Consider the following 24,497-nt stretch of genomic DNA (forward strand, 5'->3'; position numbering starts at 1 on the left):
ACGTCAATCCTCAAGCCCGTATTCGTCGAACCAGTAGGCGAGCTTGCCGCGCCGGCTCACCGCGCGCAGCCGGGCCTCGGCCGCCGTCCGTGTCTTGCTGGTGGTGACGATGAGCAGTTCGTCGCCGACGGCGATGCGGGTGTCCGGCAGCGGAACGAAGGTGCGGCCGTTGCGGATGATCAGCGTGATGACTGCCGGGTCGGGCAGCCGCAGTTCGAGGATGGTGACGTTGTGCAGCCGGGAATGGGGCTGCACTGTCATGGTCAACAGCTCGGCGTCGAGCACGTCCAGCGGTGCGGCTTCGACTTGGATCTCGCGGGTGATGTCGCGGGTGATCAGCCCGAGCGCGTTGGCCACGAATCGGATGCTGGGCGCCTGTATCAGGGTGAAGATCACCACGAGCACGAACACGATATTGAGTAGCCGGTAGCTGTCGGGGACGCCCGCGACGATCGGAAACGTGGCGAGCACGATCGGCACCGCACCGCGTAAGCCCGCCCAGGACAGGAAGAGCTGTTCGCGCAACGGGATGCGGAATCCGGCCAGTGACAGGACCACCGACACCGGCCGCGCGATCAGCAACAGCACCAGCCCGATGACGATCGCCGGGATGATGTCGCCGGCCAGATCGTGCGGGTTCACCAGCAACCCGAGGAGGACGAACAGTCCGATCTGGGCCAGCCAGCCGACTCCCTCGGCGAACGATCGGGTGGCTGATTTGTGTGGCAGGCCGGAGTTGGCCAGCACCACTGCGGACAGGTAGGCGGCGATGAAGCCGCTCGCATGGGCGCTGCCCGCGGCGGCGAATGCGATGAAGCCCAACCCGAAGGTGGCGATCGGGTAGAGCCCCGAGGCAGGCAGTGCGATGCGGCGCAACGCGAACGCTCCGGCGAACCCGACACCCAGGCCGAGCAGCGAGCCGGTGATCAGTTCGTAGAGCAGGTCGGTGATGGCGCCCTCGGGGTGGAACACGAACGGCACCACGCTGAACGTCAACACCAGGATGACCGCGGGGGCATCGTTGAAGCCGGACTCTGCTTCCAGGAGCCCGGCCAGGCGTCGGGGCAACGGCAGGATCCGCAGCACCGAGAACACCGCGGCCGCATCTGTGGAGGACACGATCGCCCCGAGCAGCAGCGCGAGTTGCCAGTCCACTCCCAGAAGCAGATGCGCGCCGACGGCGGTGATGGCGGTGCTGATCACCACGCCGAGGGTGGCCAGCACGCCCGCGGGCGCCAGCACCCCTCGGATATCGGAGAACCGGGTCGTCAAGCCGCCCTCGACGAGCACGATCGCCAACGCCGTGGTGCACACGTTGCGGGCCAGCTCGACGTTGTGGAAGTCCAGCCCGATCCCGTCGACGCCCAGCACCATGCCGACTGCCAGGAAAAACAGCAGGCTGGGGAAGCCGATGCGGGTCGCCACGCGCGTGCCGATGATGCTCGCCAGCAGCACGATGCCGCCGGTCAGCAAGGTCAGGTACAGCTGGTTCAGGCTCATCGAGAATTAGTTAATCAGGCAGAAGGGCCGCGAGTGCGCCGTGCCGATAGGGGAAAATGGCCGAGTGGGCGAACGGAAGATGCGAGTCGTGGTTGCCGGTGCGGGCAATGTGGGTCGCTCCGTGGCCCGTGAATTGCTCGACAACGGCCACAAGGTCCTGCTGATCGAGCAGCTGTACCGGCGCTACGAACCGCACACGGTGCCGGGTGCGGATTGGCTGCTGGCCGACGCGTGTGAGCTCTCGGCGATGGAGGGTGCCGGGATCGAAACCGCCGACGTGCTGATCGCCGCGACCGGTGACGACAAGTCCAATCTCGTGGTCGGGTTGCTGGCCAAGTCCGAGTTCGGGGTGCCGCGGGTGGTGGCCCGGATCAACGACATCCGCAACCAGTGGCTGTTCGGGCAGGACTGGGGCATCGATGTCGCGGTGTCGACGCCGGGCTCGTTGGTCGCCGGCATCGAGGGTGCAATCGACGTCGGGCACATGGTGCGGTTGATGACGTTGCGCGGCGGCCGGGTCGAGCTGACCAAACTCACGCTGCCGGAAGACAACCCGGTGGTCGGTCAGCGGGTGGACCGGCTGGACCTGCCCGTGGACACCGCGCTGGTCACCATCGTCCGCGGAAACAAGGTCAGGTTGCCCAAGCTTGACGATGTGTTCGAAGCCGGCGACGAGCTGCTCTTCACCGCCAACCGCACCTCGGAGAACTCACTGCTCGCTGCGATCCATGGCGGGGAGTTCCTGCGGGAAGTGGTTTCCGACGAGCCGTGACGGGCCTCGAGGTGGCCCTGGGCTAAGCGACTTTAGGCGGTGGTTTGGGTTGGAACGGTTGGTACCACCACCAGTCGGCGCGCTCACCGGTAGGTCCGGGGCACGGCGGGACAACAGGTGGGGGTGTCGTGGGTGGACGGGCCAACGACCCGCCCGGCAACCGTTTGCCGGCGCTGTCGGCGACCACGAGCCGGTCGGCGGGGCCGGTGATCGTGATGCCGCCCCGGTGGTGCAATCGGTGGTGAAACGGACACACCAGCACCAGGTTGTTCAGTTCGGTCGGCCCACCGTCTTCCCAATGCACGATGTGATGGGCGTGCAATCCACGGGTGGATCCGCAGCCCGGGACCACACAGCACCGGTCGCGGTGTTCGAGTGCCCGGCGGAGGCGGCGGCTGATGGTGCGGGTGGTGCGGCCTGCGCCGATCACCTGGCCGCGGCGTTCGAACCAGGCCTCACAGGTGGCATCGCACAGTAGGTAGCTTCGTTCGTCGTCGGTGAGCAGCGGCCCCAGATGCAGCGCGGCGACGGGTTTGTCGCCGTGCTTGTCCAGGTCGACATGTACGGCCACGGCGGTGTGCTGTCCGTGCGGGCGGCGTGCCGTCTCGACGTCCCACCCTGCCTCGATCAGGCTCATGAACGCATCCACCAGGTTGGGGAACGGCGGTGCCTGATCCGACGCCGGTTCACCGTCGGTGTCGTGGTCGCGTTTCCAGTCGGCGATCACCGCATCGTGGTGCGACTGCAGTGCGGTGTCGAATTTCGCCGCGTCCAACCGCGGCAACCGGATTCGCCAGGTGGTGTACTCGTCCTCGACGTTCTTGGTGATCGAACGCTCCGGTTCGGGCCGGGTTTCGGGTTCGGGGCGTGGTTCCAGCTTGACCGCAGTACGCAACTGGCGGACGGTGGCGACGGCGGCCAACTCGGCGTAGTGCTCATCGGAGCCGTCGGCGGCTTTTTCGGCGATCACCCCAACCTGATCCAGCGACAGCCTGCCTTCACGCATCCCTTGCGCACAGCGGGGGAATTCTTCGAGTCGACGTGCGACGGCCACGACGGATTCGGCGTTACGTGGAGCGATGCCGGTTTTCCAGGCCACCAACGCTTGGATGGAGCGAGCGCCGGTGGCGCCGCACAGTTCGTCGCGATCCATCTCGGCGACGATCTCCACGATGCGTGCGTCGATCGCGTTGCGTTGGCCGGTCAGCTCGGCGACCTCGTCGAACAACATCTCCAGCCGCTGCACTGGGCTCACCCCACCAGTGAAAGAAGCTGCGCCCGAAGACATGACACCATCAAAGCAGAGGGGTACGACAAGTTCGGGTCGTACAACATGGTGGCTTTAGGCTGATGGTCATGGATGCCGAAGACGCCGAGGGTACCGAAGCGCCGGAACGCCGGCTGGTGATCAGAGTCAACTCGAACGCGAAGATGACGCGCGGTAAGGCCGCCGCACACGCCGTGCATGCCGCGCTCAAGCTCTACGGCATCGAATACGAGCACCCGGTCATCGTGATCGGCGGCAAGCCCGACGAGATCCTCGCGCAGACGGTGCATGTGCGCGATGCCGGGCGCACTGAGCTCGAACCCGGCACACTCACTGCGGGGGCGAGCTGGGAGTACAAGGACCGCACCGAGCCCGACGCACCCGAGTAGGGGCCTAACCTGTTGCGGCTGTGCGTTCCTGGCGCGGCTGGGGCAGCTCCAGGCCCAGATGTTCTCGCAGCGTCGTCCCCTCGTAGTCGGTGCGGAACACACCGCGCTCCTGCAGTAGCGGTACGACGCGATCGACGAACGGGTCGAGCCCGCCCGGCGTGACGTGGGGGACCAGGATGAAACCGTCGCTGGCATCGGATTGCACGAGATGGTTGATGGATTCGGCAATGGTGGCGGCCGAGCCGACGAAGTTCTGTCGCCCGGTGACCTCGATGATGAGCTCGCGGGTGGTCAGGTTCTCGGCTTCGGCCTTGGCGCGCCACTCGTTGGCGACCGCGATCGGGTCGCGGTGGATACGCACGCTGGCGCGGCCCTTGGCGATGGTGTTCTCGCCGACCAGTGGGTCGACGGTGGGTAACGGGCCATCGGGGTCGTGATCGGTGAGGTCACGGTTCCACAGCTGTTCGAGGAACTTGATCGCGGTGGCGGGGGAGACCTGGGCCAGACGGACCTCGTGGGCCAACTCAGCAGCTTCGGCGTCGGTGTCGCCGAGCACGAAGGTGGCCGCGGGCAGGATCAGCAACTGGTCGTGGCGACGGCCGTATTTGGCCAGGCGACCCTTGACGTCGGCATAGAACTTCTGGCCGTCCTCCAGCGTCCCGTACCGCGAGAAGATGGCGTCGGCGGCCGCGGCCGCGAACTCGCGTCCGCGGTCGGAGTCCCCGGCCTGGAAGATCACCGGGCGTCCCTGTGGGCTTCGCGGGACGTTGAACCGACCGCTGATGTCGAAATGATCATTGTGGTAGGCGAACTCGCCGACGGTGGAATCGGACAGAAAGATACCGCTGTCCTTGTCGGCGACGATCTCGTCGCCCCGCCAGGAATCGAACAGGGTGTTGGCGGCGGCCAGGAAGCTCTCGGCCCGTTCGTAGCGCTGGTTCTCCGGCAGGAAGCCGCCGCGGCGGAAGTTCTCCCCGGTGAACGCATCCCACGAGGTGACGACGTTCCATGCGGCCCGGCCGTCGGAGAGGTGGTCGAGCGAGGCGAATTGCCTTGCCACCTCGTAGGGTTCGTTGAAGGTCGAGTTGATGGTGCCGGTCAGGCCGAGCCGGTCGGTTACCGCGGCCAGCGCGGCCAGCACCGTGAAGGTGTCGGGGCGTCCCACCACGTCGAGGTCGTAGATCTGGCCGCCCTGTTCACGTAGACGCAGCCCCTCGGCCAGGAACATGAAGTCGAATTTGCCGCGCTCGGCGGCCTGCGCGAACTTCACGAACGAATCGAACTCGATGTGGCTGCCGGATTCGGGGTCGCTCCACACCGTGGTGTTGTTGACCCCGGGGAAGTGCGCGGCCAGATGAATCTGCTTGACGGGCTTGCTCATGCGCGTGTCCTGTCGACGTCAGACGGTGGTGTAGCGGTTGGCGGGGCGGGGCAGGCCCAGCAGGCCGCGAAGGGTGGATGCTTCGTAAGACTGGCGGAACAGGCCGCGGCGCTGCAGCTCGGGGACCAACACTTCGGTGATCTGCTGCAGGTCGTGCGGGAGTGCGGCCGGACGCAACCGGAAACCCGTGGCGCCGGCGGTATGCCAGTCTTCCAGCAGGTCGGCGAGCTGCAGTGGCGTTCCGATGAAAACCTCAGCGTCACTGCGGTATTCGGCTCCGGCGAGTTCGTCGAGGCGTTCGCGTCGTGTGCGCGCTGCGTCAGGCGCGTCGTCAAGGAATACCACCAGGTCGGCGAACACCCGCACCGCAGCGGTATCGGCAGGTCGCGATGCAGCGATGATGTCGACAAGAGTGGCGACCTCATCGACGCTGTGTGGGGTGACAAAACCGACGTCGGCGCTGGCCGCGATGAGTCGGTAAGCGGGGTCGACGTGGCCGAGCGCGGCAACGACAGGCTGCCCCTGCGGCGGCCGCGGGGTGATCGAGGGGCCTTTGACGGAGAACGAGGCGCCCTGGAAATCGATGTAGTGCAGCTTGTTTCGATCGATGAACCGTCCGGTGGCCACGTCGCGGATCTCGGCGTCGTCCTCCCAGCTGTCCCACAGCCGGCGCAATACCTCCACGTAATCGCCTGCCTCGTCGAACAACTCTGCACTCAGCGCGGCACGTTCGTCGGGCAGGCGGCGTCGGCCGAAATGGGCTGCGGCATCCCGACGGGAGGCGACCTGGACCCGCACCCCGGCGCGGCCGGTGCTGACGTAGTCGAGGGTGGCGATCGCCTTGGACGCGTGGAACGGCTCGGTATGGGTGGTGATGACGGTGGGCACCAGACCGATGTGGCGGGTGCGGGGTGCGACGCGGGACGCGATCAGTACGGCGTCGAGGCGTCCGCGTATCCGGTCGGTGCGGTCATCGGGGCGGAAGGGATGGTCGGACTGGAGGGTGAGTCCGTCTTCGATCGTGACGAAATCGAGCAGGCCGCGTTCGGCCTGGCTGACGAGGTCCGTCCAGTACCGCGGGGTGAGTGTTTCGGCAGGGCGGGCCAGCGGCTCGCGCCAGGAAGCCGGGTGCCAGCCGGTGCCATCGAGTGCGACGGCGAGGTGCAGTGGGGTGCCCATCGACGGTTCTCACTTTCAGTCGCGGTCTCTGGCGACAACGCGAGCTCACACCCGGGTAATCCCGGGCGGGAGCTGTCGCGAGTGTCCAACCCAGTCTGACCTGCCTGAAGAGATCGACGCAGGGTGATGCGAAAGTGCGTGCGGTCGCTTTTCAGGGACCTCGGGCGGCGAACGGCCGGGCGGACGATGTGTCAGCCCCCCGTTCGGACACAACGGACTACTGCTGAGCTGTGGTTGCCCGCTGACGTGCAGATTTGATGGAGTCTGACAGCGTCCAGAAGGAGAGTCCGAGTAGTGGGATGTCTTTAAGCAGGAACTCGCCTGTCATGGACAACGCGGGAAACCCGCCGCCCTTGGGTTCGGTGACTCCGGGAGTGGTGAACAGAAAGCTGACAGTGGCGAGGAAGAGCAGTATCGCCAGCAAGCTGCCGGCTATCGACAGCTTCGGCGCGAGTGGCTTGATCGCGATGAGTGCGGCCGCGGTCAGCTCGAACACGCCGAGCAGCGCAGAGAACGGGTAAACCGGAAGAAAGTTGTACAGCCAACCCATGAACGGGCTGTGGGCAACCAGGGGCTGGATCTGTTGAGCTTCGAAGTCCGCGAATTTGAGGGCGCCGATCCACCCGATGACCACTACGAGGCCGTAGCGCCCAAGGATGGCCGCGATTGTGTCGATCGCCGAAATATTGATTGTGTCAAGTAGTTTCGTTCGGCTTGACGATGTCGTCATGGTGATCCTCTGCGAATAGGTAGTGCTGCGTGGTGGTGTAGATCAATGTAGCCCAAAAAATGGGTTATGCAACCCAATTTGAGGGTCGGGACCGGACGCGCGGCGGTCTTACATGCAATCGATGTGGGGAAATGCGTCCAAGTCTCGGCGTGCAGCCGTGCTTCTAAGAGCAGTATTGGGGTGTATGACCCAGTCAAGGTTTTAAGTCGGGTGGCAGGCAGTCGACCGAGTGTGAGAGCGATCTTCGCGGGTCGCTGGGAATGTCCTAGCGGTTCTACAGGTCCAAGACCAGGTCGCTGGCCGGCGCAGCGCAGCAGATGAGGGCCGACCCGGCTGCGGGTGGGTCAAGTGGATCGGTCACGTAATCGAAGCCGCCACTGATCACCTCGGTCACACATAGATGGCATACGCCGCTGCGGCAGGAGTACTGCGTGGGGACATCGCAGGCCTCGGCCAGTTCCAACACGGTGCGGTGTCGCGGCGACCAGGGCGCGGTCAGTCCTGAGCGGGCGAATGTCACCGCAGCGCCGGTACCGGGTTCGCCGCCCGGAGGGTGCGGACGACGTACCTGCGCCGTGGGTAGTGATCCCGGGTTCACCGCCGGCCGAGCACCGAATAATTCCGAGTGGATCCGCGTGATCCCAACAGCGGTCAGAGCGGAGGTCATATCTTCCATGAACTTCGACGGTCCACAGAGGAAAGCGGTGGCGTTCGCCGGCAGTCCCAGCGCAGCGACCCGCGCGTCGTCAAGCCGCCGACCGGGCGCAGCGGTGTAGAAGTCGTGCCGTTCAGCATTCGGCAGTGCCGTCAACAACGTGGTGATCTCGTCGCGGAATGCGTGCGAGGACTCGTCATGCGTGGTGTGGACCCAGATAACGCGTCGGGAACTGGACGTGGTCGCCAGGTAATGCAGCATCGCCAGAACCGGCGTGACGCCGATGCCGGCCGACATCAGAAGCAGCGGACCCGGGGAATCGGCAAGGTGGAAGTCCCCACGCGGCGCCCCGATGTCTACAGAGGTGCCGACGGTGGCCGTGTGATGGAACCATTGACTGACCAAGCCGTGTGGTTCGCGCTTCACGCTGATTCGGTACCGGTCGCCCGTTGGGGCTCCCGATAGTGAATAGCTGCGCAGCGTCGGGGCTTGCCCGGGCGTGGCGATGCGGACCGTCACGTACTGGCCCGGCAGCGGAGTGGGGAGGGGCTCATCCGCTAGCAACTCGAACGACGTTACGTTGCTGGTCTCGCGGCGGATGGCGCCGATGCGCATCGGACGAAAACCCCGCCAAGCCGGTTGGGGTCCGGCGGCGGGATCGGGCGACAGTAGCTCATGGAACGACTGCGCCCATCCAGGGCTCAAGGCAGGGATTTCGGCGGCCAGGCGCATGCCGTCCTTGTCGGGATCTGGCAGGTAGAGCATCGCGTCGACCGCCGCGACGGACAACCGGTGTGTGCCTTGCCTGGTTTGGACGATCTGATCGCCCGCGCAGACCTGTCCCTCGGTGAGAACCCGGAAATAGAATCCCGGGCGGTGATGAGCTACCAGGAGTCTGGGCATGTCCGCTATTCCGAGGCGCATACCCACCCTGAAACACGTGACGCGGGGTTGGGTGACTTCGAATTCCGCGTCGCCGATCCGATAGCGATCCCCGATGCACACGGCCTCATCCGACAGTCCAGACACCGTGAAGTTTTCCCCGAATTGCCCGGGTGCCAGGTCATCACGGCCCAGCTGGCGGCGCCAGTAGTCATATGACTCGGCCTGGTAGACCATGACCGCGCGGTTCTCGCCGCCGTGACCGTTGAGATCGCCCTGCCCATCGCCGTCGACATTGAGTCGGCGGACCAGGACGGGCCCCTCGACGGGCTCTTTGTAGATCCCGGTATGGATCGTCTTGCCCCGCCAAGAAACATCTGTGGGCATTCCGACATTCACCGAAAGCAGCCGTGCCATGCCGCTCCTTCAGATGCCGTGCCGCGCGCTTGACGAGTCGCCAGAGGGCCAGGACGGGGGTGGGCAATTTTGGGTTTCCTACCCCAATATCGCACCGTGGGAGGGTGGCGTCAATCGCTCGTTGATCGGCGGGCGCGGGGCGCTACGGCGTGCTGCCTCAATCGTGAATCTCATGATGTGGGAGGACGGTAGACTGATCGGCAAATGTACACAGCAGGCCCTTCCACAGGATTTACGGCCAAGGGCCGTGCCACCCGCGAACGCATCCTGCAGTCCGCAGCGCGGGTCATCCTCGATGATGGGCTGTCCGGATTGAGCCTCGACAAGGTCCGGCAAGCCGCCGCGGTGAGCGGTTCGCAACTCAGTCACTACTACGCGGACAAGCAGGCGTTGATCCGGGCGGTGATGGAACGGCAGATGGAGGTCGTGCTCGGTTTCCACCGCCAGTCGGCGCTCGGTGGCCTGGACACCTTCGACGACTTCGAGCGCTGGCTCGATCTCAACATGCGCTACCTGCGCAAGATCGGCTACACCGGGACGCCGACCTACCACGCGCTGGCGGGTCAGCTGATGAAATCTGACGAGCAAACCCGGCATACACTGGCGGCCGGGTACGAACAGTGGATTTCCCTGCTGGAGCAGGCGTTTCAGCGCATGCTGGATCGCGGCATACTTGTGACATCGGCGGACCCCAAGGCGCTGGCGATGGTTGTCGTCGCCGGCCATCAGGGCGCGGGCACGCTCACATTCGCCTACCGCCAGGAGTGGCCGCTGAATGACGCGCTCCGGTTTGTGGTCAATTACCTCCGCCTATTCGCCGCTGATCCCGCCGAGCGGGTCGCACGTCCTCCGCGTCGGCAGCGGGGCCGGCGCACGCCGTTAGTGGTGATTGACGACGCATCGCAGCGATTCACGCGCAAGGGGTTGGCGACCAGGGCTCGAATCATCGACGGTGCCGCTGAACTGATGTTCCGCGACGGGGTCGGCGGCACCAGCCTCGATGATGTGCGGCGGGCCGTCGGCGTGAGCGGGTCGCAGATCGCCCACTACTTCACCGACAAGCGGGACCTGACCCGGCAGGTGATCGCGGCACGCGCCGACGATGTCCTTGAATTTCACAAGCAGCCGGAGTTCTCGGAGCTCGGCAGCCTCGCCGCGATTCGTTCCTGGGCCAAAGCTTGTGAGCGCCAACTGGAGACGGTTTACCTCCGCGGTGGATGCATCTACGGCTCATTGACCGGCGAGCTTCTCGAAGACACCGAAGTCCTTGATGACCTGGCCGCCGGCTACGAAAAGTGGATCGAACTTTTCTACTCGGGGCTGAATGCCATGCGCGGCAAGGGCGAACTCGTCGATCAGGCCGATCCGCATCACCTGGCGGTGGCGCTCGTCGCTGCGCATCAGGGCGGCACCATGTTGGCTTTCGCCACAGGTCACCCAGGGCCGTTCCGTGCGGTGGTCGGAGCGGCGGTCGACTATGTCGCGTCCTTTGCGGTGACCCCTGAGAAGCGTTCAACGCGAGCGACCTCGCGGCGCCCCGCCAAGTCTTAACCGGACCCGGCGTTCCGGCCGGATTGTGGATACCCCTGGACAAAAGTGGGTGACGTGACCCAGAATATTGGGTTATAAGACCCAATGATCGAACTTGGATGTCTGCGTACTGCGATCGGTCGATGTGGACGCCCAACTCGAAGAGCGAGGATGACTCGATGGGACTGGCTTGGCAGCAGGGCCCACTGGCCTCCGGATCCGTTGGCCAGTTCCTGACTCCGCAACCGTTGCCGGAACGACTACTGTTTGCTGAGCCGCTACGGCGTCGAATGCGGGTGAAGTTGGGCGACAAGTGGATTGCCGACAGTCAGGATGTCGTCCTGCTGCACGAGCCGGGGCGCTATCCGGTCGCTTATTTCCCTGCTGATGACGTCAGTCCAGAGGTTCTTGATGCTGAAGGGGTTGTCACCGAGCACCCCGAACTGGGACCTGTGCAATGGTTCAGTGCGCAGTCGGTAGAGCGCACCGTCAAACGGGCCGCCTGGCGATTCAGTTCTCTTCCTTCGTACGCCGGTGTACTCGAGAATCGGTTCGCGTTTGCCTGGCGGGCGATGGATGCGTTTTTCGAAGAGGATGAGCGCGTCGTCGGTCACGCGGCAGATGCGTACCACCGCATCGACATCCGCGCGACGTCGCGGAACCTGATCGTGCGTCACGGTGACCGGGTGATCGCCGAGACGAGCCAGCCCCTGGCGCTGTATGAATCGGGATTTGCGGTCCGCTGGTACGTACCCCGTGTGGACGTCGACGAATCCGTCCTGAAACCTGTTGAGGGGCAGACATTCTGCCCGTACAAGGGATTGGCCAGCTACTACGACATCGGCGACCGGCGCCGGGCGGCATGGTCGTATACGCAGGCCTGGACAGAGTTTGCCAGAGTGCGCAACCTCATCTCGTTCGAGCCGGACAAGGTCGATGTCCAGCTCGACGGACGGCAGCTGGAACTGGAGCCCGGACAGATCGTCATGCCGCACGGCGTCGACCGCGGGTTGGACCCCGCAGAGATTCTCGGCCGGTCAGAAGACGAACGGTGACGATCCAAGCCCGGCTCGAAGTCGTCACCGTGCCGGTGTCCGACCCGAACCGGTCGGATTACGCAAGCTTCGCGGATGTCATTGATCCCGACGGCAACTCGTGGGTCCTACAGGAACGTGACTACCTCCCAACGACTACTCACGGAACGGATTGACCATTGACCATCCAGAACTTGGAATCAACACCGGCCGAGGGCTCCGACACCGGTATCTACGACGTCATCGTTCTGGGCGCCGGCCCGGTGGGGCAGAACGTCGCCGCGCGGTCCCATGCCGCCGGCCTGACCGTTGCGGTTATCGAGCGCGAACTCGTCGGCGGTGAATGTTCTTATTGGGGGTGCGTTCCGAGCAAGGCGCTCTTGCGTCCGGTGCTCGCGATCGCCGACGCCCAACGCATAGACGGTGCGCGCGAGGCAGTTTCGGATCCCATCGACGTGAAGGGCGTGTTCGGCCGTCGGGACCGATACGTGACCGAGTGGAATGACGACGGCCAGGCCGAAACGGTTGCCGCCATGGGTGCCGACCTGATTCGGGGCCATGGACGTCTCGACGGCCCGCGCCGTGTCACGGTGACCACGGTCGGCCGGGATTCACGAGTATTGACGGCCCGCCAGGCGGTTGCGGTGTGTACCGGCAGCACGGCGGCGCTACCCGACATACCCGGTGTGGCCGAAGCGATGCCCTGGACGAATCGCAAGGCCACCGACAGCAGTGATGTTCCTCCACGGTTGGCGGTGGTCGGTGGCGGGGGAGTCGGAGTGGAGATGGCGACGGCCTGGCGGGGACTCGGTTCCGAAGTAACATTGTTGGTGCGAACCCCCGGTCTCCTTCCCAAGATGGAGACTTTCGTCGGTGACCATGTCCGTCAGGGTCTTTCGGCTTCCGGAGTCGAGGTGCGTACCGAGGTGACGGTCACCGAGTTGCGGCGCACGTCGCCGGCCGAACCGGTGGAAGTGATCCTGGACGACGGGGACAGTCTCGTTGTCGACGAAATCCTCTTCGCCACCGGGCGCACGCCGAATACGACCGATATCGGACTGGAGACGATCGGGCTGTCGCCCGGATCATGGCTCGATGTCGACGACACCTGCACTGTCCGTGAGGCCGAAGGCGACTGGTTGTACGCACTGGGTGATGCGAACCATCGCGCGTTGCTGACCCACCAGGGCAAATATCAGGCGCGCATCGTCGGCAACGTCATCGGCACGCGGGCACAAGGGCTTCCGCTGGACGACTCGCCGTGGGGTCCGCATCTCGCCACGGCAGACACCCTCGCCGTGCCGCAGGCATTCTTCAGCGATCCCGAAGCCGGCTCGGTAGGACTGACCTACGCGCAGGCCGCCCGGCAGTTACATCGCGTCAAGGCCGTCGATGTCAACATCGGTCAAACCGTTCCCGGAGCGAACTTCTACGCGGACGGCTATACCGGACAGGCCCGGCTTGTCGTAGACCTCGAACGCAGAATCCTGGTCGGGGCCAGCTTTGTCGGCCCCGGGGTGGTCGAATTGCTGCACTCGGCCACGATCGCGGTCGCCGGCGAGGTCCCCATCGACCGCCTCTGGCATGCGGTGCCGTGCTTCCCGACCATCAGTGAGGTGTGGCTGCGCCTGCTGGAGGCGCACCGCGATGCCGATCGATCAGACTGAGACCGGAACCCACGCGGTCGGGCGCGGAATCCACCGCGGAACGTTGCGCCGGAACTCGTCGTACTGAGCACCGAACCGCCGGCGGAGGTGAGGTTCCTCGAAGACCGGGATCGCGATCACGGTCAGAGTGCAGAACAGTGCGAACCAGCCGAAGAGCCATGGTGAGGCCATGGCCACCGCGGTACCGAGTTGGATGCAGAACACCGCGGTCATCATCGGGTTACGGACGTGTCGATACGGACCTTCCACCACCAGTTGACCGGGGATCCGATGGCCAGGGCGCCCTTGCCGATGCGGTCGAACAGGATCACCGTCCACACCAGAAACCACAGGCCGAACGCGATCAATGCTGCGCCCGCGATGGCGAGCAGCAGGCCCGAAGTGGTGGTCAGATCAGGGGCTTTCGCACCGGTGGACCAGATGATCAAGGCCGGAATGAAGATCGTCATCGTCGCTGGGGCGATCAGCACCGAGATGGTGTGCCGCCACCAGAGTCGCCGTTCTGACATGTCGAACTCCTTTCTTCAACTGCTGTTGAAGAAAACGCTACGCCTCGGCTTCCGTATAGGTCAACGGTTGTTCAACTAAACTTTGCGCCATGTCGGAGACCGGGCGTAGCGGCCGGTGGCGCACGGGCCAACAAAACAAGCAGCGGATCGTCGACGCGGCTCGCGAGCACTTCATGCGTGACGGGTACGAGAAGGCGACGGTGCGCAGGATCGCCGCAGAGGCGGGCGTGGACGTCGCGATGGTCTACTACCACTTCGGCAACAAAGAGGGCTTGTTCAATGCATCGGTGCTCGACACCCCGCAGCATCCGTTGCATCAGCTGGCGAATCTGCTAGACGAGGGGCCCGATGAGATCGGCTCACGGTTGGTGCGCGATGTCGTTCAGCGGTGGGACGGGGGAGCGTCCTTCGATCTCTTGCTGACGGTGTTCCGGTCAGCGGATATCCACCCCTTGGCGCGCAAGCTCCTACATGACACCCTTGCCGGTCCCGTGGCCCAACGGGTCTCGACGGAATTCGGTGTCGACAACGCCGAGCTGCGCGTCGAGTTGGTCACCGTGCACCTGGTTGGTCTGGCGTTCGCGAGGTATCAGCTCAAGATCGAACCGATGGCCTCGGCGAGCATCGACGACCTGGTCGCGTGGATGGGGCCGACGGTGCAGCGATACCTGACCGATCCAAATCCCTAGGCGCTCAGGCGTGTAGCCGGTTCAGCCAGGGGTGGGCCGGGTAGAGGCGGGTGAGCCAATCTGAGAGGCGCGTCCGTGCGTCGTGTGCGAGTCGCGGTGCTACGCGAGAGAAATCGTCCTCGTCCTTGGTCGCCGTGCGATGCGCCTTGAAGAGCAGTGTCACCTCGGGGATCACGTACGGTATCCCGTCGCGAACCTGGATGAGTTCGTCGTAGGGCAGTGTGATCGATGGGTCGCGCCGGAAGACCCACCGATCGCTGTCGTGGGGTTCGCGGAATACATCGAGGTGATACCGGCCGGTGGCCGGGTCGCGGCACCAAGTCTGGTGCAGGTCGGGATGATCGCCGACGTCGGCGTACGGCCACAGCCGCCCCGAGCCGGCCACGTCCCACTCGAATCCGGCTAGCGCGTCGGCGATTTGCCCGAAGTCGCGGCGGGGGACGGCGATCTCGATGTCGGCGTGTGACCGAGGCGGGCCTCCCAGATACAGGTCGATGGCCCACCCTGCGGCCACGCACCAGGGGGCGTCGACCTCGGTGAGTCGCTCGGCCACTTCGGCAGGTGTCCAGGGCGCCCAAAGGCGGTCGGCCTCGTCGGCGCTGATTGCCCGGCCGTGCGGGGGAAGGTCGTCAGACATCGGCGTCCACTATGCTCGCCGGCCGCAGCCGTCCGCGCAGCACGGCCACGAAAGGCCGGGGGTCGGCGCGACCGTCGCGCCGGAATGGCATCGAGTCCCGAGACGCGTCGATCCACTCCGAACGGGACATACCGTCGAGCACGAGCCGGCGTGCGGCCAGGCGGGCGAGTAGATGCAGCAGCAGTGTTCCCGTGCGTCCGTTGCCTTCTCGGAACGGATGGATCTGGTTGTAGTCGGCATAGATTCGGGACAGATGGTAGGAGAGTGTGCCGTCGTCGATGTCGGAACCTTCGCCGGCGAGCCGGTTGATCTCGGCCTGTAGCACGGCCAGCGCCCGCGGAATATGGGAGCACGGCCCGAACGCGCTGTCGCCCTTGCGGAGTTCGACGATTCGGGGCTCGCCGGCCCAGGCGTACACATCGCCGAACACCTGTCGGTGCAACGATCGCACGTCCAGATCTGAGTCTTGGCAACGCAGATGCACCTGCAGGATCCGGCCTGCGGTCGCCACGAATTCCAGCTGCGTAAGGACCGTAGCGTCGTGCACGCCGAAGTTGTTGCGCAGCATCGATGTTCCTGGAATGAAATATGGACGGCGCCGGGCGAACACCCGCCGGCGTGGCGTCGGCGAGGGGGAGGGGATATGCGGCCCCAGGTACTCGCCGTACGTCGTTGCGCCGGTCAGCAACGCGGTCAGGGATTCGATCTGTTCGGGTGTGGGCCGCCAGCCTTCCAGGCGCTCGGCGGCGATGGTCTCGGCCAGGGCGTGCTGCGCGGACTCGCCGGGGTCGCTCACCATGCGGAGAATGTCGAGGTCGACGCCAGATAGTCAAGTTTGCGTCGCACGCCGGTGAGTTCGCGGCCGATGCTGCGCAGAGCGGTGCGGTCCTGGGGTGACAGATCCGAGAGTTCGACATGTTCATCGATGCGGTCGTCGGAGTCGGCAGGGTCCCAGCATGCGGCCCGGGCCCGCCAGCGGATGCTGGACCCGATCGCGTGACATTTGGCCAGTGCCCTGGCGTCGTCGGGATCGAGGTAGCGGGTGCCTGCGGCCGCACCAATGCGATCGGCGGTGAGCAGCGCGTCGGAGCCGCAACTGAGGGCGGCCCAGCGCGCGATCCGGACCACAGGGTCGACGGCGGCATGTTTGATGTCGACCCGGACATCGACGGACGTCAGTGTGCGCAACCGGGACGGGATGTAGGCACGGGCAAATGTGGCGTCCTGCAGCATCGCCGCCAGCGCCGTAGGTTGCGCCCGCACAGCGATACCCGCTTGTTCGCGCAGGTCGGGGCTGTCGCCGACAGCTGGGCCGACAGGGACGGCGTCGGCCAGCAGGCCGATCATCACGACACCCCGGTCGGCGGACGGGTCCGCGGCCCACCCGCCGATCCCTGTTCCCCAGTCCTGAGCGGTGCGGTTGAACCGCACCCGGGAGGCGACCGCGCCGTTGTCGTCGGCACGGAACCCGCAACAACCCAGCAGTTCATGCACGTGCGCTGCCTGGGCCAGCGCCGAATCCGGCGTGACGTCGGAGCTGCGGACCACGAGGGTTTCCAGGTCGGATCCGGGAAGTGCGTCTCCGCGGCCGACGCTGCCCGACGCATACCAGTCGAGCCCGGGGGCGACCAGTCGCGCCGCGGTGGACAGCGCCGCGCAGATGACGGACGACCACGCCGCGGCGACCGACGCCGCGCCGACCCGCGCTTCGATCACCTTGAGCACCGCGTCGCGGGCCTGGGCACCGGCTGCCACCAGGTCGTGCTCGTTGTCCGCCGACGCAATGCGCCGGCAGGCATCGTCCAGCGCTGCCACAGCCATGTCGGTGATTGTGACAGGACACCGGCCCGGTGAGGTTTCGGCAACGCAATGCTTACCGCTCGCTACATGAACGAAACACGCGGGTGACAGCTCGGTCATGCCGAGAGGCTTATCTATCGAGTGACAGTTAAGAAGCTGGCGGCACCGCCCCAGAGCCTGAGAGAAACGCCTATGACCAGCAGCGCTACCGCGGGACCTGATGTGTCCGGCCGTTTCGGCGACCATGACGACCTCGCCGAGTTTGGTTACGACCAGCAGTTGCACCGTCGGCTCGGCAAGTTCGAATCCTTCGCCGCGGGCTTCTCGTTCGTATCCATCCTGACGACGATCTTCCAGCTGTTCGGACTCGGGTTCGGCTTCGGCGGTCCTGCGTTCTTCTGGACCTGGCCTGCGGTGTTCCTCGGACAGTTTCTGGTGGCGCTGTGCTTTGCCGAGTTGGCCGCGCGTTATCCGATCTCGGGTGCCATCTATCAGTGGTCTCGCCGCATGGGTGGCGAGGTGATCGGCTGGTTCGGCGGCTGGTTCATGATCCTGGCGCAGATCGTCACCGCCTCGGCCGCGGCGATCGCGCTGCAGGTGGTGCTGCCCACCATCTGGTCCGGCTTCCAGATCATCGGCGAGGACCCGGCATTGACCTCACCGAGCGGAGCGGCCAACGCCGTGCTGCTCGGCACCGTCCTGCTGGTGCTCACCACGACGATCAATTGCCTTGGCGTCAAATGGATGTCGCGGGTGAACAGCGCGGGGGTGATCTGCGAGATCGTCGGTGTCATCGCCGTCATCGGGGTGTTCTTCACCCATGCCCAGCGCGGTCCGCAGGTCGTGTTCGACACCGGTCACGCCGGCGGGCAACCCGGCTACGTCTGGGCCTGGATCATGAGCGGGCTGATGGCGGCCTACGTCATGGTCGGCTTCGGCTCGGCCGGTGAGCTTGCCGAGGAGACCCGCAATCCCCGGCGCGTCGCACCCCGGACCATCAGGATGGCGCTGTCCGTCTCGGCACTCGGCGGTGGTCTGATGATTCTGGGCGCCCTCATGGCGGCCCCCAGCCTGACCGACGGACGCCTGGCGACCGAAGGCCTGCCGTACGTGCTCGACACCGTGTTGTCCTCACCGTGGGGGACGGTGCTGCTGGTCGATGTCTGCATCGCGATCACCATCTGTACCTTGGCAATTCAGACCGCCGCCTCACGGCTGATGTTCTCGATGGCCCGCGACGGGCGGCTGCCGGCTTCGTCGATCCTGTCCCGGGTCAACAGCCACACCGGCACACCGATCTGGCCGTCTGTGCTCATCGGCCTGCTGTGCATCGGGGTGTTGCTGGTCAACGTCGGCAATTCGGCGATCTTCGCGACGCTGGCCAGCGTCTGCATCATCCTGATCTACCTGGCCTACCTGTTGGTGACCGCACCGCTGCTGTACCGGCGCATCAAAGGCTGGCCCGCCCAGCGGAATCAGGTCGACGCCGAAGGCTTGCCGCTGTTCTCGCTCGGCAAGTTCGGCATCGCGGTCAACGTCCTGGCCGTCCTCTACGGCACGGTGATGATCGTCAACCTGGGCTGGCCTCGAGCCGAGATCTTCAATCCCGCCGGGGACATGCCGATCCTGCAGTGGGCCGGACCCCTGAGCATCGCGGCCGCGATAGTCCTCGGCGCCCTGTGCTTCCCGCGGGGCAAGACCCACCCCAAACCCGTCACGATCGGAGCCTGAGGATGACCACAGCGACCACCGCCGGAGCCCGCGACCATGCTCGGGCCCAGACCGGGACAATCACCGATTCGATGCCGGTCGTGCCGGCCTCGGCGTGGCCCACACCGCCGCAGAACGTGGCACCCGAGCAATTGACCTGGGCTGAAACAGTTCCCGGCGGCCGCTACACCAGCAAGGTGCTGGCCCGTGGCACCCGGCTGCGGCTGCGCGATCTGGACGGCACCGCATGCGCTCACCTGCTGCTGTGGCGGGCCGACGCACCGTGGGAGCGGCTCAACGTCGCCGACACCGTGAAAGTGCCGTGGCAGGCCTACCTTTCGGCGGGTCATCCCCTGCTCAGCGACCAGGGACGGGTGCTGGCCACGCTGGTGTCGGACACATCCGGTCACCACGACGCCCTGTGCGGCACCAGCACCCTGACCGGCAATACGGCCAAATACGGCGAGGGCGAGGTGGAATCGGCCAGTCCCGCCGGGCGTGAACTGCTCGCTCTCGCCGCCCTGAAGAACGGGCTGACCCGCCGTGACGTCGCGCCCAGCCTGTCGTTCTTCCACGGCGTGCGGATCGATCTCGACGGCGCGTTGGTGTCCACCGGTTCGGCCGGCGCCGGCGCCGCAGTCGAACTGATCACCCATCTTCCTCTGATCGTGGCGATCGCCAACACCGCCCATCCACTCGATCCGGCTGCACAGTTCACCGTCGGATCGCTGGAGGTGCTGGCCTGGTCCGCACCGGGCGACCTGGCCGAGATCGGCGCCACCGTGGCCGACCGTGACCCCGAATACCAACGCGCCTACCTGAATTCCGAAGACGTCTGGAGTGCCCGATGACCCTCACCGCCACCCACACCATCGTCGACGAGATCGTCGCGCCCCGCGCTCCGTGGTCCAAGGTCGTGCGCGCCGGAGACGTGCTGACCATCGTCGACCTGCACGGCAACCAGGCCGTGGACACTTTGTTCTATGGCGCGGCCGACCGCACGGTGCGCTACAGCGCACCGGCCACGATCGCGGCCCAGGGCAACATCTTCCTGACCACCGGGTCGGTGCTGCGCGACAGTGACGGTGCACCGATGCTGACCATCATCGACGACGAGGTCGGCAACCACGACACCCTCGGCGGGGCCTGCTCGCAGGAATCCAACACGCTGCGCTACGGCCACCACACCAAACACCAGCATGCCTGCGTGGAGAACTTTGTAGGCGAAGGCGCCCGGTGGGGACTGACAAAGGCCGACATCGTCAGCAACATCAACTTTTTCATGAACGTCCCGGTGGATCCCGATGGCTCGCTGGGCATCGTCGACGGGTTGTCCGCCCCGGGTAAGACCGTGTCACTGCGCGCCGAGATCGACACGCTGGTGCTGGTGTCGAACTGCCCACAGATCAACAATCCGTGCAACGGATTCGCCCCCACGGCAGTGCGCATGGTGGTGACGCGCCCATGACCGCGATCGAGGTGATCCGGCCCGGCATGGCCACCACGATCCAGGATTGGCCGGGGCGCAGCGGGTACTGGCAGATCGGTGTACCCCCGTCGGGGCCCATGGACGATGTGTCCTTCCGGCTGGCCAACATTGCGGTGGGCAACGCTGAGGGTGCACCCGGTCTGGAAGCCACCATGGGCGGACTGGCGCTGCGCTTCGACACCGATACCTGGGTGTGTGTGACGGGTGCACCCGCACCGGTCGGTATCGACGGCGCCCGGGTACCGCAGTGGGTGCCGGTCCTGGTCGAGGCCGGTCAGGTGCTCGACGTGGGAATGGTCGACGGTCCGGGCCTGCGGATCTACATCGCGATGGCCGGCGGTCTACAGGCCGATGAATACCTGGGCAGCGCTTCGACATTCACCCTTGGCCGGTTCGGCGGCCACGAGGGCCGGGTCCTGGCGGTGGGGGACAAGTTGGAAACCGCGGATACGCCGGTAGGTACGCGTCGGCGCATCCTGTCCGAGGAGCAACCGGCCATCGCCGGCCACTGGTACATCGCGGTGACCGTCGGCCCGCACTCGGCGCCGGAGTTCTTCACGCGCAACGACATCGACACACTGCTCAACCACGACTACGAGGTGCACTTCAACTCCGACCGCACCGGCGTCCGGTTGATCGGACCGAAGCCGGAATGGGCCCGCCCTGACGGCGGGGAAGCCGGCCTGCATCCGTCGAACATCCACGACAACGCCTATTCGGTGGGTTCGCTCGACTTCACGGGAGACACCCCAATCCTGCTGGGCCCGGATGGTCCGAGCCTCGGCGGTTTCGTCTGTCCGGTCACCGTCACCGCCGCCGACCGCTGGAAGCTGGGCCAACTCGCTCCCGGCGCCACCATCCGGTTCGTCCCGTTGAAGGCGACGGCGGCTCCCGCGCCGGCCACCTTCGGACCTGCGCGCCGCGCGTCGATTCCTGCGGTCTTCTCTGCCGGTGGTGACGAGGACGACGGAATCATTGCCGGCACAACATCCTCGGATGGCACGACGAACGTCACCTATCGCCGGATCGGGGACGACAACATCCTGGTCGAGTACGGCGAGATGCGGCTGGATCTGGCATTGCGGGCCCGTGCCCACGCTCTGCACCACGCGCTGGAGCAGCACCGGCCTGACGGTCTCATCGACCTGACGCCCGGGATCCGTTCCCTGCAGGTCAAGGTGGACCCGGCCCGGCTGTCGCAGTCGGCTTTGGTGCCGCTGCTCACCGAGCTCGAAGCCTCGCTGCCTGCCGCGCAGGATCTCGTGGTGCCCAGTCGCACCGTCCGGTTGCCGCTGAGCTGGGACGATCCGTCGACCCGCGAGGCGATCGAACGCTATATGCACGGCGTGCGCGCCGATGCGCCGTGGTGCCCGTGGAACATTGAGTTCATCCGGCGGATGAACGGATTGGACTCGGTCGATGATGTGCACCGAATTGTCTACGACGCCGACTATCTGGTGCTCGGTCTCGGCGACGTGTATCTGGGTGCTCCGGTCGCCACACCGCTGGATCCGCGTCACCGCCTGGTGACCACCAAATACAATCCGGCCCGGACCTGGACTCCGGAGAATGCGGTCGGCATCGGCGGGGCATATCTGTGCATCTACGGTATGGAGGGGCCCGGCGGTTACCAGTTCGTCGGCCGCACCACGCAGATCTGGAATCACCGGCACCCGCTGGTCGCTCAGGGATTCGATCCCGAACACCCATGGCTATTGCGCTTTTTCGACCGGATCCAGTGGTATCCGGTATCGGCCGAGGAACTGCTGGATCTACGCGCCGACATGGCCGCCGGTCGCGGTCATGTCGAGATCACCGATGGAACATTCTCGCTTGCCGAGCACGAGCAGTTCCTGGCCGCCAATGCCGACGACATCGCCGCAACGCGCGCGAAGATGGAAGCGGCTCGCGCCGAGGAGCGCGAGCGTTGGGCGGCGGCAGGAGAATTCGTACGGAAGGAGTCTGCGTGAGCAAGATTGCCGAGATCTACCGGAACATCGAAGCCAGTGGACGCGACGAGGTGTTCATCCACCTACGTCCGCAGGCCGACGTGGACAACGATTACCGCACGGCGCTTGCCGCCGACAGCCCACTGGCGGGGCTGGTGCTGGCGGTCAAGGACAACGTTGACGTCGCCGGGATCCCGACCACTGCGGCGTGCCCAGACTTCAGCTATATTCCCGATGCCGACGCACCGGCGGTGACCGCTCTCAAGGCCGCCGGTGCTGTCGTCATCGGTAAGACCAATCTCGACCAGTTCGCCACCGGATTGGTGGGGACCCGCAGTCCCTATGGCGCCGTACGGGATTCCCGCCGGCCGGACTACATCTCCGGCGGATCGAGTTCCGGTTCCGCGGTGGCCGTCGCGCTCGGGTTCGCCGACATCGCGATCGGCACCGACACTGCCGGGTCAGGTCGCGTTCCGGCCGGATTGCAGGGCATCGTCGGGATCAAAGCCACGGTCGGCCTCGTCTCCACCGAGGGCGTCGTCCCGGCGTGTGCGAGCTATGACTGTGTGACGATCTTCGCTGCTGACCTGGCGACGGCCCAATCAGCAATGGCCGTGATGAGCGCCATTGCGCCGCAACGCCAGTGGCCGGCCGACGTCCCCTACGCCGCACCGGGGACTCCCAGAATCGCCATACCGGATACCCTGGATGGCCTCGACGACGAATGGCAGGCTGCCTTCGACGCCGCCGTACGTCAGGCGAAGGACTCCAGATTCGAGACGGTCCCGATCCCGATGGACGACTTCTTCGCCGCAGCCGGCCTTCTCTACAACGGTGCCCTGGTCGCTGAACGGTGGGATGCGGTGGGGGAGTTCGTCAGCACGGCAGGTCCTGACGCGGAGTTGGATCCGACCGTGGCCACGATCATCACTGCGGCTGGTGCATATTCGGCCGCGGACCTGTTGCGTGACCGGCGGCGGGTCGAGGAGTTGCGTCGCACAGCCTTGGCGCAGCTTGAGGGCTGTCACGCACTCATGGTGCCGACCGCTCCCGAGCATCCGCGCATCGACGAAGTCGCGGCTGACCCGGTCGCGGTGAATTCCCGGATGGGGCGGTACACCAACTTCTGCAACCTGTTCGACATGTGCGCCATCTCGATTCCCGCCGGCACCGTATCCGACGGTGCCCAGTTCGGAATCACCCTGTTGGCGCAGGGTTTCCACGACGGCGTCATCGCCGATCTGGCAGCCCGGTTCCTCGACACCCCGTCGGCGGAGACGTGGCCCGAGACGGGCGGCGCCCCACTGGCCGAACTCGCGGTGTTTGGCGCGCATTTGCGCGGGCAGCCGCTGGAACATCAGCTCACCGGGCGGGGTGCCCGCTGGGCCGGGCCCATCACCACGGCACCGCACTACCGTCTCTACGCCCTCGACACGGTTCCGCCCAAACCGGGTTTGACCCGGGTTGAGGACGGCGGAGCGGCCATCATCGGAGAACGATGGTTGTTGTCCCCGGCTGCACTCGGCGAGTTTCTGGCCGAGCTACCCGCGCCGATGTTGCTCGGGAACGTGGAGCTCGACGACGGTCGCTGGATCACAGGATTCGGTTGTGACCACACCGCTCCCACACACGGACGCGACATCACGGAGTACCGGGGCTGGTTGGCTGCGATGGCCTGAGGTGCGCGTGCCGCAGGCTCAGCTCCCGGGGACGATCAGCGAGATCATGGTCTCGAGCTGGCGGGCCATCTGCCGGTAGCTCATCGCGCCTGACTGTGCCTGCAGTAGTGCGCCCCAGAAGACCGCTTCCAAGGTGGCAAGTACCTCGGGCCAGGCCCCGGCGCCCAATGCCGTGGAGATCCGGCGCGTGATCTCAACGGCAATGCGCCCACGTACGTCATCGACCACTTCGTCGTCGGTGCTCATCAGCGCCTGAGTGCAGGCCCGCGCCAAGCGAGGCTCATCGGCCATCAACAGTGTGAGAGCGGTGAGCTGCTCGGTGACTCGGCTGGTGGTGCTGGCCGTGGGGTCGATGTCGAGCGGCAGCTGAATCACCCGGTCGAGGTAGAGCTCGGCGAACACCACCTCGATGGACGGGAAATGCGCGTAGAGCGCCGCGGGCGCCATCTTCGCGCGGGCCGCCAGTGCGGGCACCGAGACGTCGTTGTGCGCGTCGAGAAGTTGTGTCGCCGCTCCGAAGACGCGGCGTTGCGTGCGGGTGCGCTGACCCTGCGCGTCGTGTAGGCGGGTGACGGTAGCCACCTCTGGCCTGGACATGTGTCCAAGATATAGAGCCGTGCCGCGAATGGCAA

Annotated in this window: 24 protein-coding genes; 12 read left to right on the forward strand and 12 right to left on the reverse strand. The window is 65.7% G+C overall.

What is annotated here, in order from left to right; translation table 11 throughout:
* Positions 1–3: 3 nt before the first annotated feature.
* Complete coding sequence (locus A5779_RS03730) at positions 4–1,500, reverse strand: potassium/proton antiporter (RefSeq protein ID WP_064879076.1); 1,497 nt, start codon at positions 1,498–1,500, stop codon at positions 4–6.
* Between the two features lie 79 nt (positions 1,501–1,579).
* Between A5779_RS03730 and A5779_RS03735 the strand changes: the two genes are divergently transcribed.
* Positions 1,580–2,272 (forward strand): potassium channel family protein, encoded by a 693-nt coding sequence (locus A5779_RS03735; protein WP_064879161.1) that lies wholly within the window; start codon positions 1,580–1,582, stop codon positions 2,270–2,272.
* Between the two features lie 22 nt (positions 2,273–2,294).
* Here the strand turns inward: A5779_RS03735 and A5779_RS03740 are convergent, their stop codons facing one another.
* Positions 2,295–3,560 (reverse strand): HNH endonuclease signature motif containing protein, encoded by a 1,266-nt coding sequence (locus tag A5779_RS03740; RefSeq protein ID WP_064879078.1) that lies wholly within the window; start codon positions 3,558–3,560, stop codon positions 2,295–2,297.
* Positions 3,561–3,628: 68 nt separating this feature from the next.
* Here A5779_RS03740 and A5779_RS03745 point away from each other — a divergent pair, with 68 nt between their 5' ends.
* Positions 3,629–3,928 carry a hypothetical protein gene (locus A5779_RS03745; RefSeq protein WP_064879163.1) on the forward strand — a complete coding sequence of 100 codons (300 nt, stop codon included), beginning with the start codon at positions 3,629–3,631 and terminating at the stop codon, positions 3,926–3,928.
* A 4-nt stretch (positions 3,929–3,932) separates the two neighbouring features.
* On the opposite strand, the gene A5779_RS03750 is transcribed toward A5779_RS03745, so the two are convergent.
* From A5779_RS03750 to A5779_RS03765, 4 genes are all read right to left on the reverse strand, one after another.
* A complete protein-coding gene (locus A5779_RS03750) occupies positions 3,933–5,309 on the reverse strand; it encodes an NtaA/DmoA family FMN-dependent monooxygenase (RefSeq protein WP_064879080.1) in 1,377 nt (458 codons plus the stop codon).
* An 18-nt stretch (positions 5,310–5,327) separates the two neighbouring features.
* Positions 5,328–6,488, reverse strand: coding sequence for an LLM class flavin-dependent oxidoreductase (locus A5779_RS03755; RefSeq protein ID WP_064879082.1), 1,161 nt, complete (start codon positions 6,486–6,488; stop codon positions 5,328–5,330).
* Between the two features lie 217 nt (positions 6,489–6,705).
* Positions 6,706–7,218 carry a YkgB family protein gene (locus A5779_RS03760; RefSeq protein WP_064879084.1) on the reverse strand — a complete coding sequence of 171 codons (513 nt, stop codon included), beginning with the start codon at positions 7,216–7,218 and terminating at the stop codon, positions 6,706–6,708.
* Positions 7,219–7,492: 274 nt separating this feature from the next.
* Positions 7,493–9,172: an MOSC and FAD-binding oxidoreductase domain-containing protein gene (locus tag A5779_RS03765; protein WP_064879086.1), complete on the reverse strand. Its 1,680-nt coding sequence runs from the start codon at positions 9,170–9,172 to the stop codon at positions 7,493–7,495.
* 204 nt (positions 9,173–9,376) lie between these two features.
* Between A5779_RS03765 and A5779_RS03770 the strand changes: the two genes are divergently transcribed.
* From A5779_RS03770 to A5779_RS03780, 4 genes are all read left to right on the forward strand, one after another.
* Positions 9,377–10,723, forward strand: a complete 1,347-nt coding sequence (locus tag A5779_RS03770) for a TetR/AcrR family transcriptional regulator (protein ID WP_064879088.1) — start codon at positions 9,377–9,379, stop codon at positions 10,721–10,723.
* 269 nt (positions 10,724–10,992) lie between these two features.
* A complete protein-coding gene (locus A5779_RS03775; RefSeq protein WP_236734637.1) occupies positions 10,993–11,757 on the forward strand; it encodes a DUF427 domain-containing protein in 765 nt (254 codons plus the stop codon).
* Positions 11,754–11,912: a hypothetical protein gene (locus tag A5779_RS33405; RefSeq protein ID WP_207549022.1), complete on the forward strand. Its 159-nt coding sequence runs from the start codon at positions 11,754–11,756 to the stop codon at positions 11,910–11,912. Before A5779_RS03775 ends, A5779_RS33405 begins: the two co-directional genes overlap by 4 nt.
* A 3-nt stretch (positions 11,913–11,915) precedes the next feature.
* On the forward strand, positions 11,916–13,403 hold the full coding sequence (locus A5779_RS03780; protein ID WP_082941513.1) for a dihydrolipoyl dehydrogenase family protein: 1,488 nt from the start codon (positions 11,916–11,918) through the stop codon (positions 13,401–13,403).
* Here A5779_RS03780 and A5779_RS34360 read toward each other — a convergent pair.
* Positions 13,395–13,619 (reverse strand): methyltransferase family protein, encoded by a 225-nt coding sequence (locus A5779_RS34360; RefSeq protein ID WP_236734633.1) that lies wholly within the window; start codon positions 13,617–13,619, stop codon positions 13,395–13,397. The two genes, A5779_RS03780 and A5779_RS34360, sit on opposite strands and share 9 nt — an antisense overlap.
* Positions 13,616–13,912 carry a hypothetical protein gene (locus tag A5779_RS34365; RefSeq protein WP_236734634.1) on the reverse strand — a complete coding sequence of 99 codons (297 nt, stop codon included), beginning with the start codon at positions 13,910–13,912 and terminating at the stop codon, positions 13,616–13,618. The genes A5779_RS34360 and A5779_RS34365 overlap by 4 nt, the downstream gene beginning before the upstream one ends.
* 89 nt (positions 13,913–14,001) lie before the next feature.
* Here A5779_RS34365 and A5779_RS03790 point away from each other — a divergent pair, with 89 nt between their 5' ends.
* The gene (locus A5779_RS03790) at positions 14,002–14,601 is read left to right on the forward strand and encodes a TetR/AcrR family transcriptional regulator (protein ID WP_064879090.1); all 600 of its coding nucleotides are present in this window, start codon (positions 14,002–14,004) and stop codon (positions 14,599–14,601) included.
* 4 nt (positions 14,602–14,605) lie between these two features.
* Here A5779_RS03790 and A5779_RS03795 read toward each other — a convergent pair whose 3' ends face one another.
* From A5779_RS03795 to A5779_RS03805, 3 genes are read right to left on the reverse strand one after another with little or no spacing between them, the layout of a single operon-like run.
* Positions 14,606–15,238 carry a nucleotidyltransferase domain-containing protein gene (locus A5779_RS03795; RefSeq protein WP_064879092.1) on the reverse strand — a complete coding sequence of 211 codons (633 nt, stop codon included), beginning with the start codon at positions 15,236–15,238 and terminating at the stop codon, positions 14,606–14,608.
* Positions 15,231–16,037 carry a Fic/DOC family protein gene (locus A5779_RS03800; protein WP_064879093.1) on the reverse strand — a complete coding sequence of 269 codons (807 nt, stop codon included), beginning with the start codon at positions 16,035–16,037 and terminating at the stop codon, positions 15,231–15,233. Before A5779_RS03800 ends, A5779_RS03795 begins: the two co-directional genes overlap by 8 nt.
* A complete protein-coding gene (locus tag A5779_RS03805; protein ID WP_064879099.1) occupies positions 16,031–17,059 on the reverse strand; it encodes a putative nucleotidyltransferase substrate binding domain-containing protein in 1,029 nt (342 codons plus the stop codon). Before A5779_RS03805 ends, A5779_RS03800 begins: the two co-directional genes overlap by 7 nt.
* Before the next feature lie 171 nt (positions 17,060–17,230).
* Between A5779_RS03805 and A5779_RS03810 the strand changes: the two genes are divergently transcribed.
* Genes A5779_RS03810 through atzF form a run of 5 tightly spaced genes read left to right on the forward strand, consistent with a single transcriptional unit; the run spans position 17,231 to position 23,865 of the window.
* Positions 17,231–18,769, forward strand: coding sequence for an amino acid permease (locus A5779_RS03810; protein WP_064879101.1), 1,539 nt, complete (start codon positions 17,231–17,233; stop codon positions 18,767–18,769).
* 2 nt (positions 18,770–18,771) lie between these two features.
* Positions 18,772–19,599: an urea amidolyase associated protein UAAP1 gene (locus A5779_RS03815; protein WP_064879103.1), complete on the forward strand. Its 828-nt coding sequence runs from the start codon at positions 18,772–18,774 to the stop codon at positions 19,597–19,599.
* Positions 19,596–20,216, forward strand: a complete 621-nt coding sequence (locus A5779_RS03820) for an urea amidolyase associated protein UAAP2 (RefSeq protein ID WP_064879105.1) — start codon at positions 19,596–19,598, stop codon at positions 20,214–20,216. Before A5779_RS03815 ends, A5779_RS03820 begins: the two co-directional genes overlap by 4 nt.
* Positions 20,213–22,207 carry a 5-oxoprolinase/urea amidolyase family protein gene (locus A5779_RS03825; RefSeq protein WP_064879107.1) on the forward strand — a complete coding sequence of 665 codons (1,995 nt, stop codon included), beginning with the start codon at positions 20,213–20,215 and terminating at the stop codon, positions 22,205–22,207. Before A5779_RS03820 ends, A5779_RS03825 begins: the two co-directional genes overlap by 4 nt.
* Entirely contained in the window at positions 22,204–23,865 is a 1,662-nt protein-coding gene (gene atzF / locus A5779_RS03830) for an allophanate hydrolase (protein WP_064879109.1), read from the forward strand. The genes A5779_RS03825 and atzF overlap by 4 nt, the downstream gene beginning before the upstream one ends.
* An 18-nt stretch (positions 23,866–23,883) precedes the next feature.
* Here atzF and A5779_RS03835 read toward each other — a convergent pair whose 3' ends face one another.
* Complete coding sequence (locus A5779_RS03835) at positions 23,884–24,462, reverse strand: TetR family transcriptional regulator (RefSeq protein WP_064879112.1); 579 nt, start codon at positions 24,460–24,462, stop codon at positions 23,884–23,886.
* Between the last annotated feature and the right edge of the window lie 35 nt (positions 24,463–24,497).

The sequence above is a fragment of the Mycolicibacterium peregrinum genome (assembly GCF_001665625.1).
GTDB lineage: Bacteria > Actinomycetota > Actinomycetes > Mycobacteriales > Mycobacteriaceae > Mycobacterium > Mycobacterium peregrinum_B.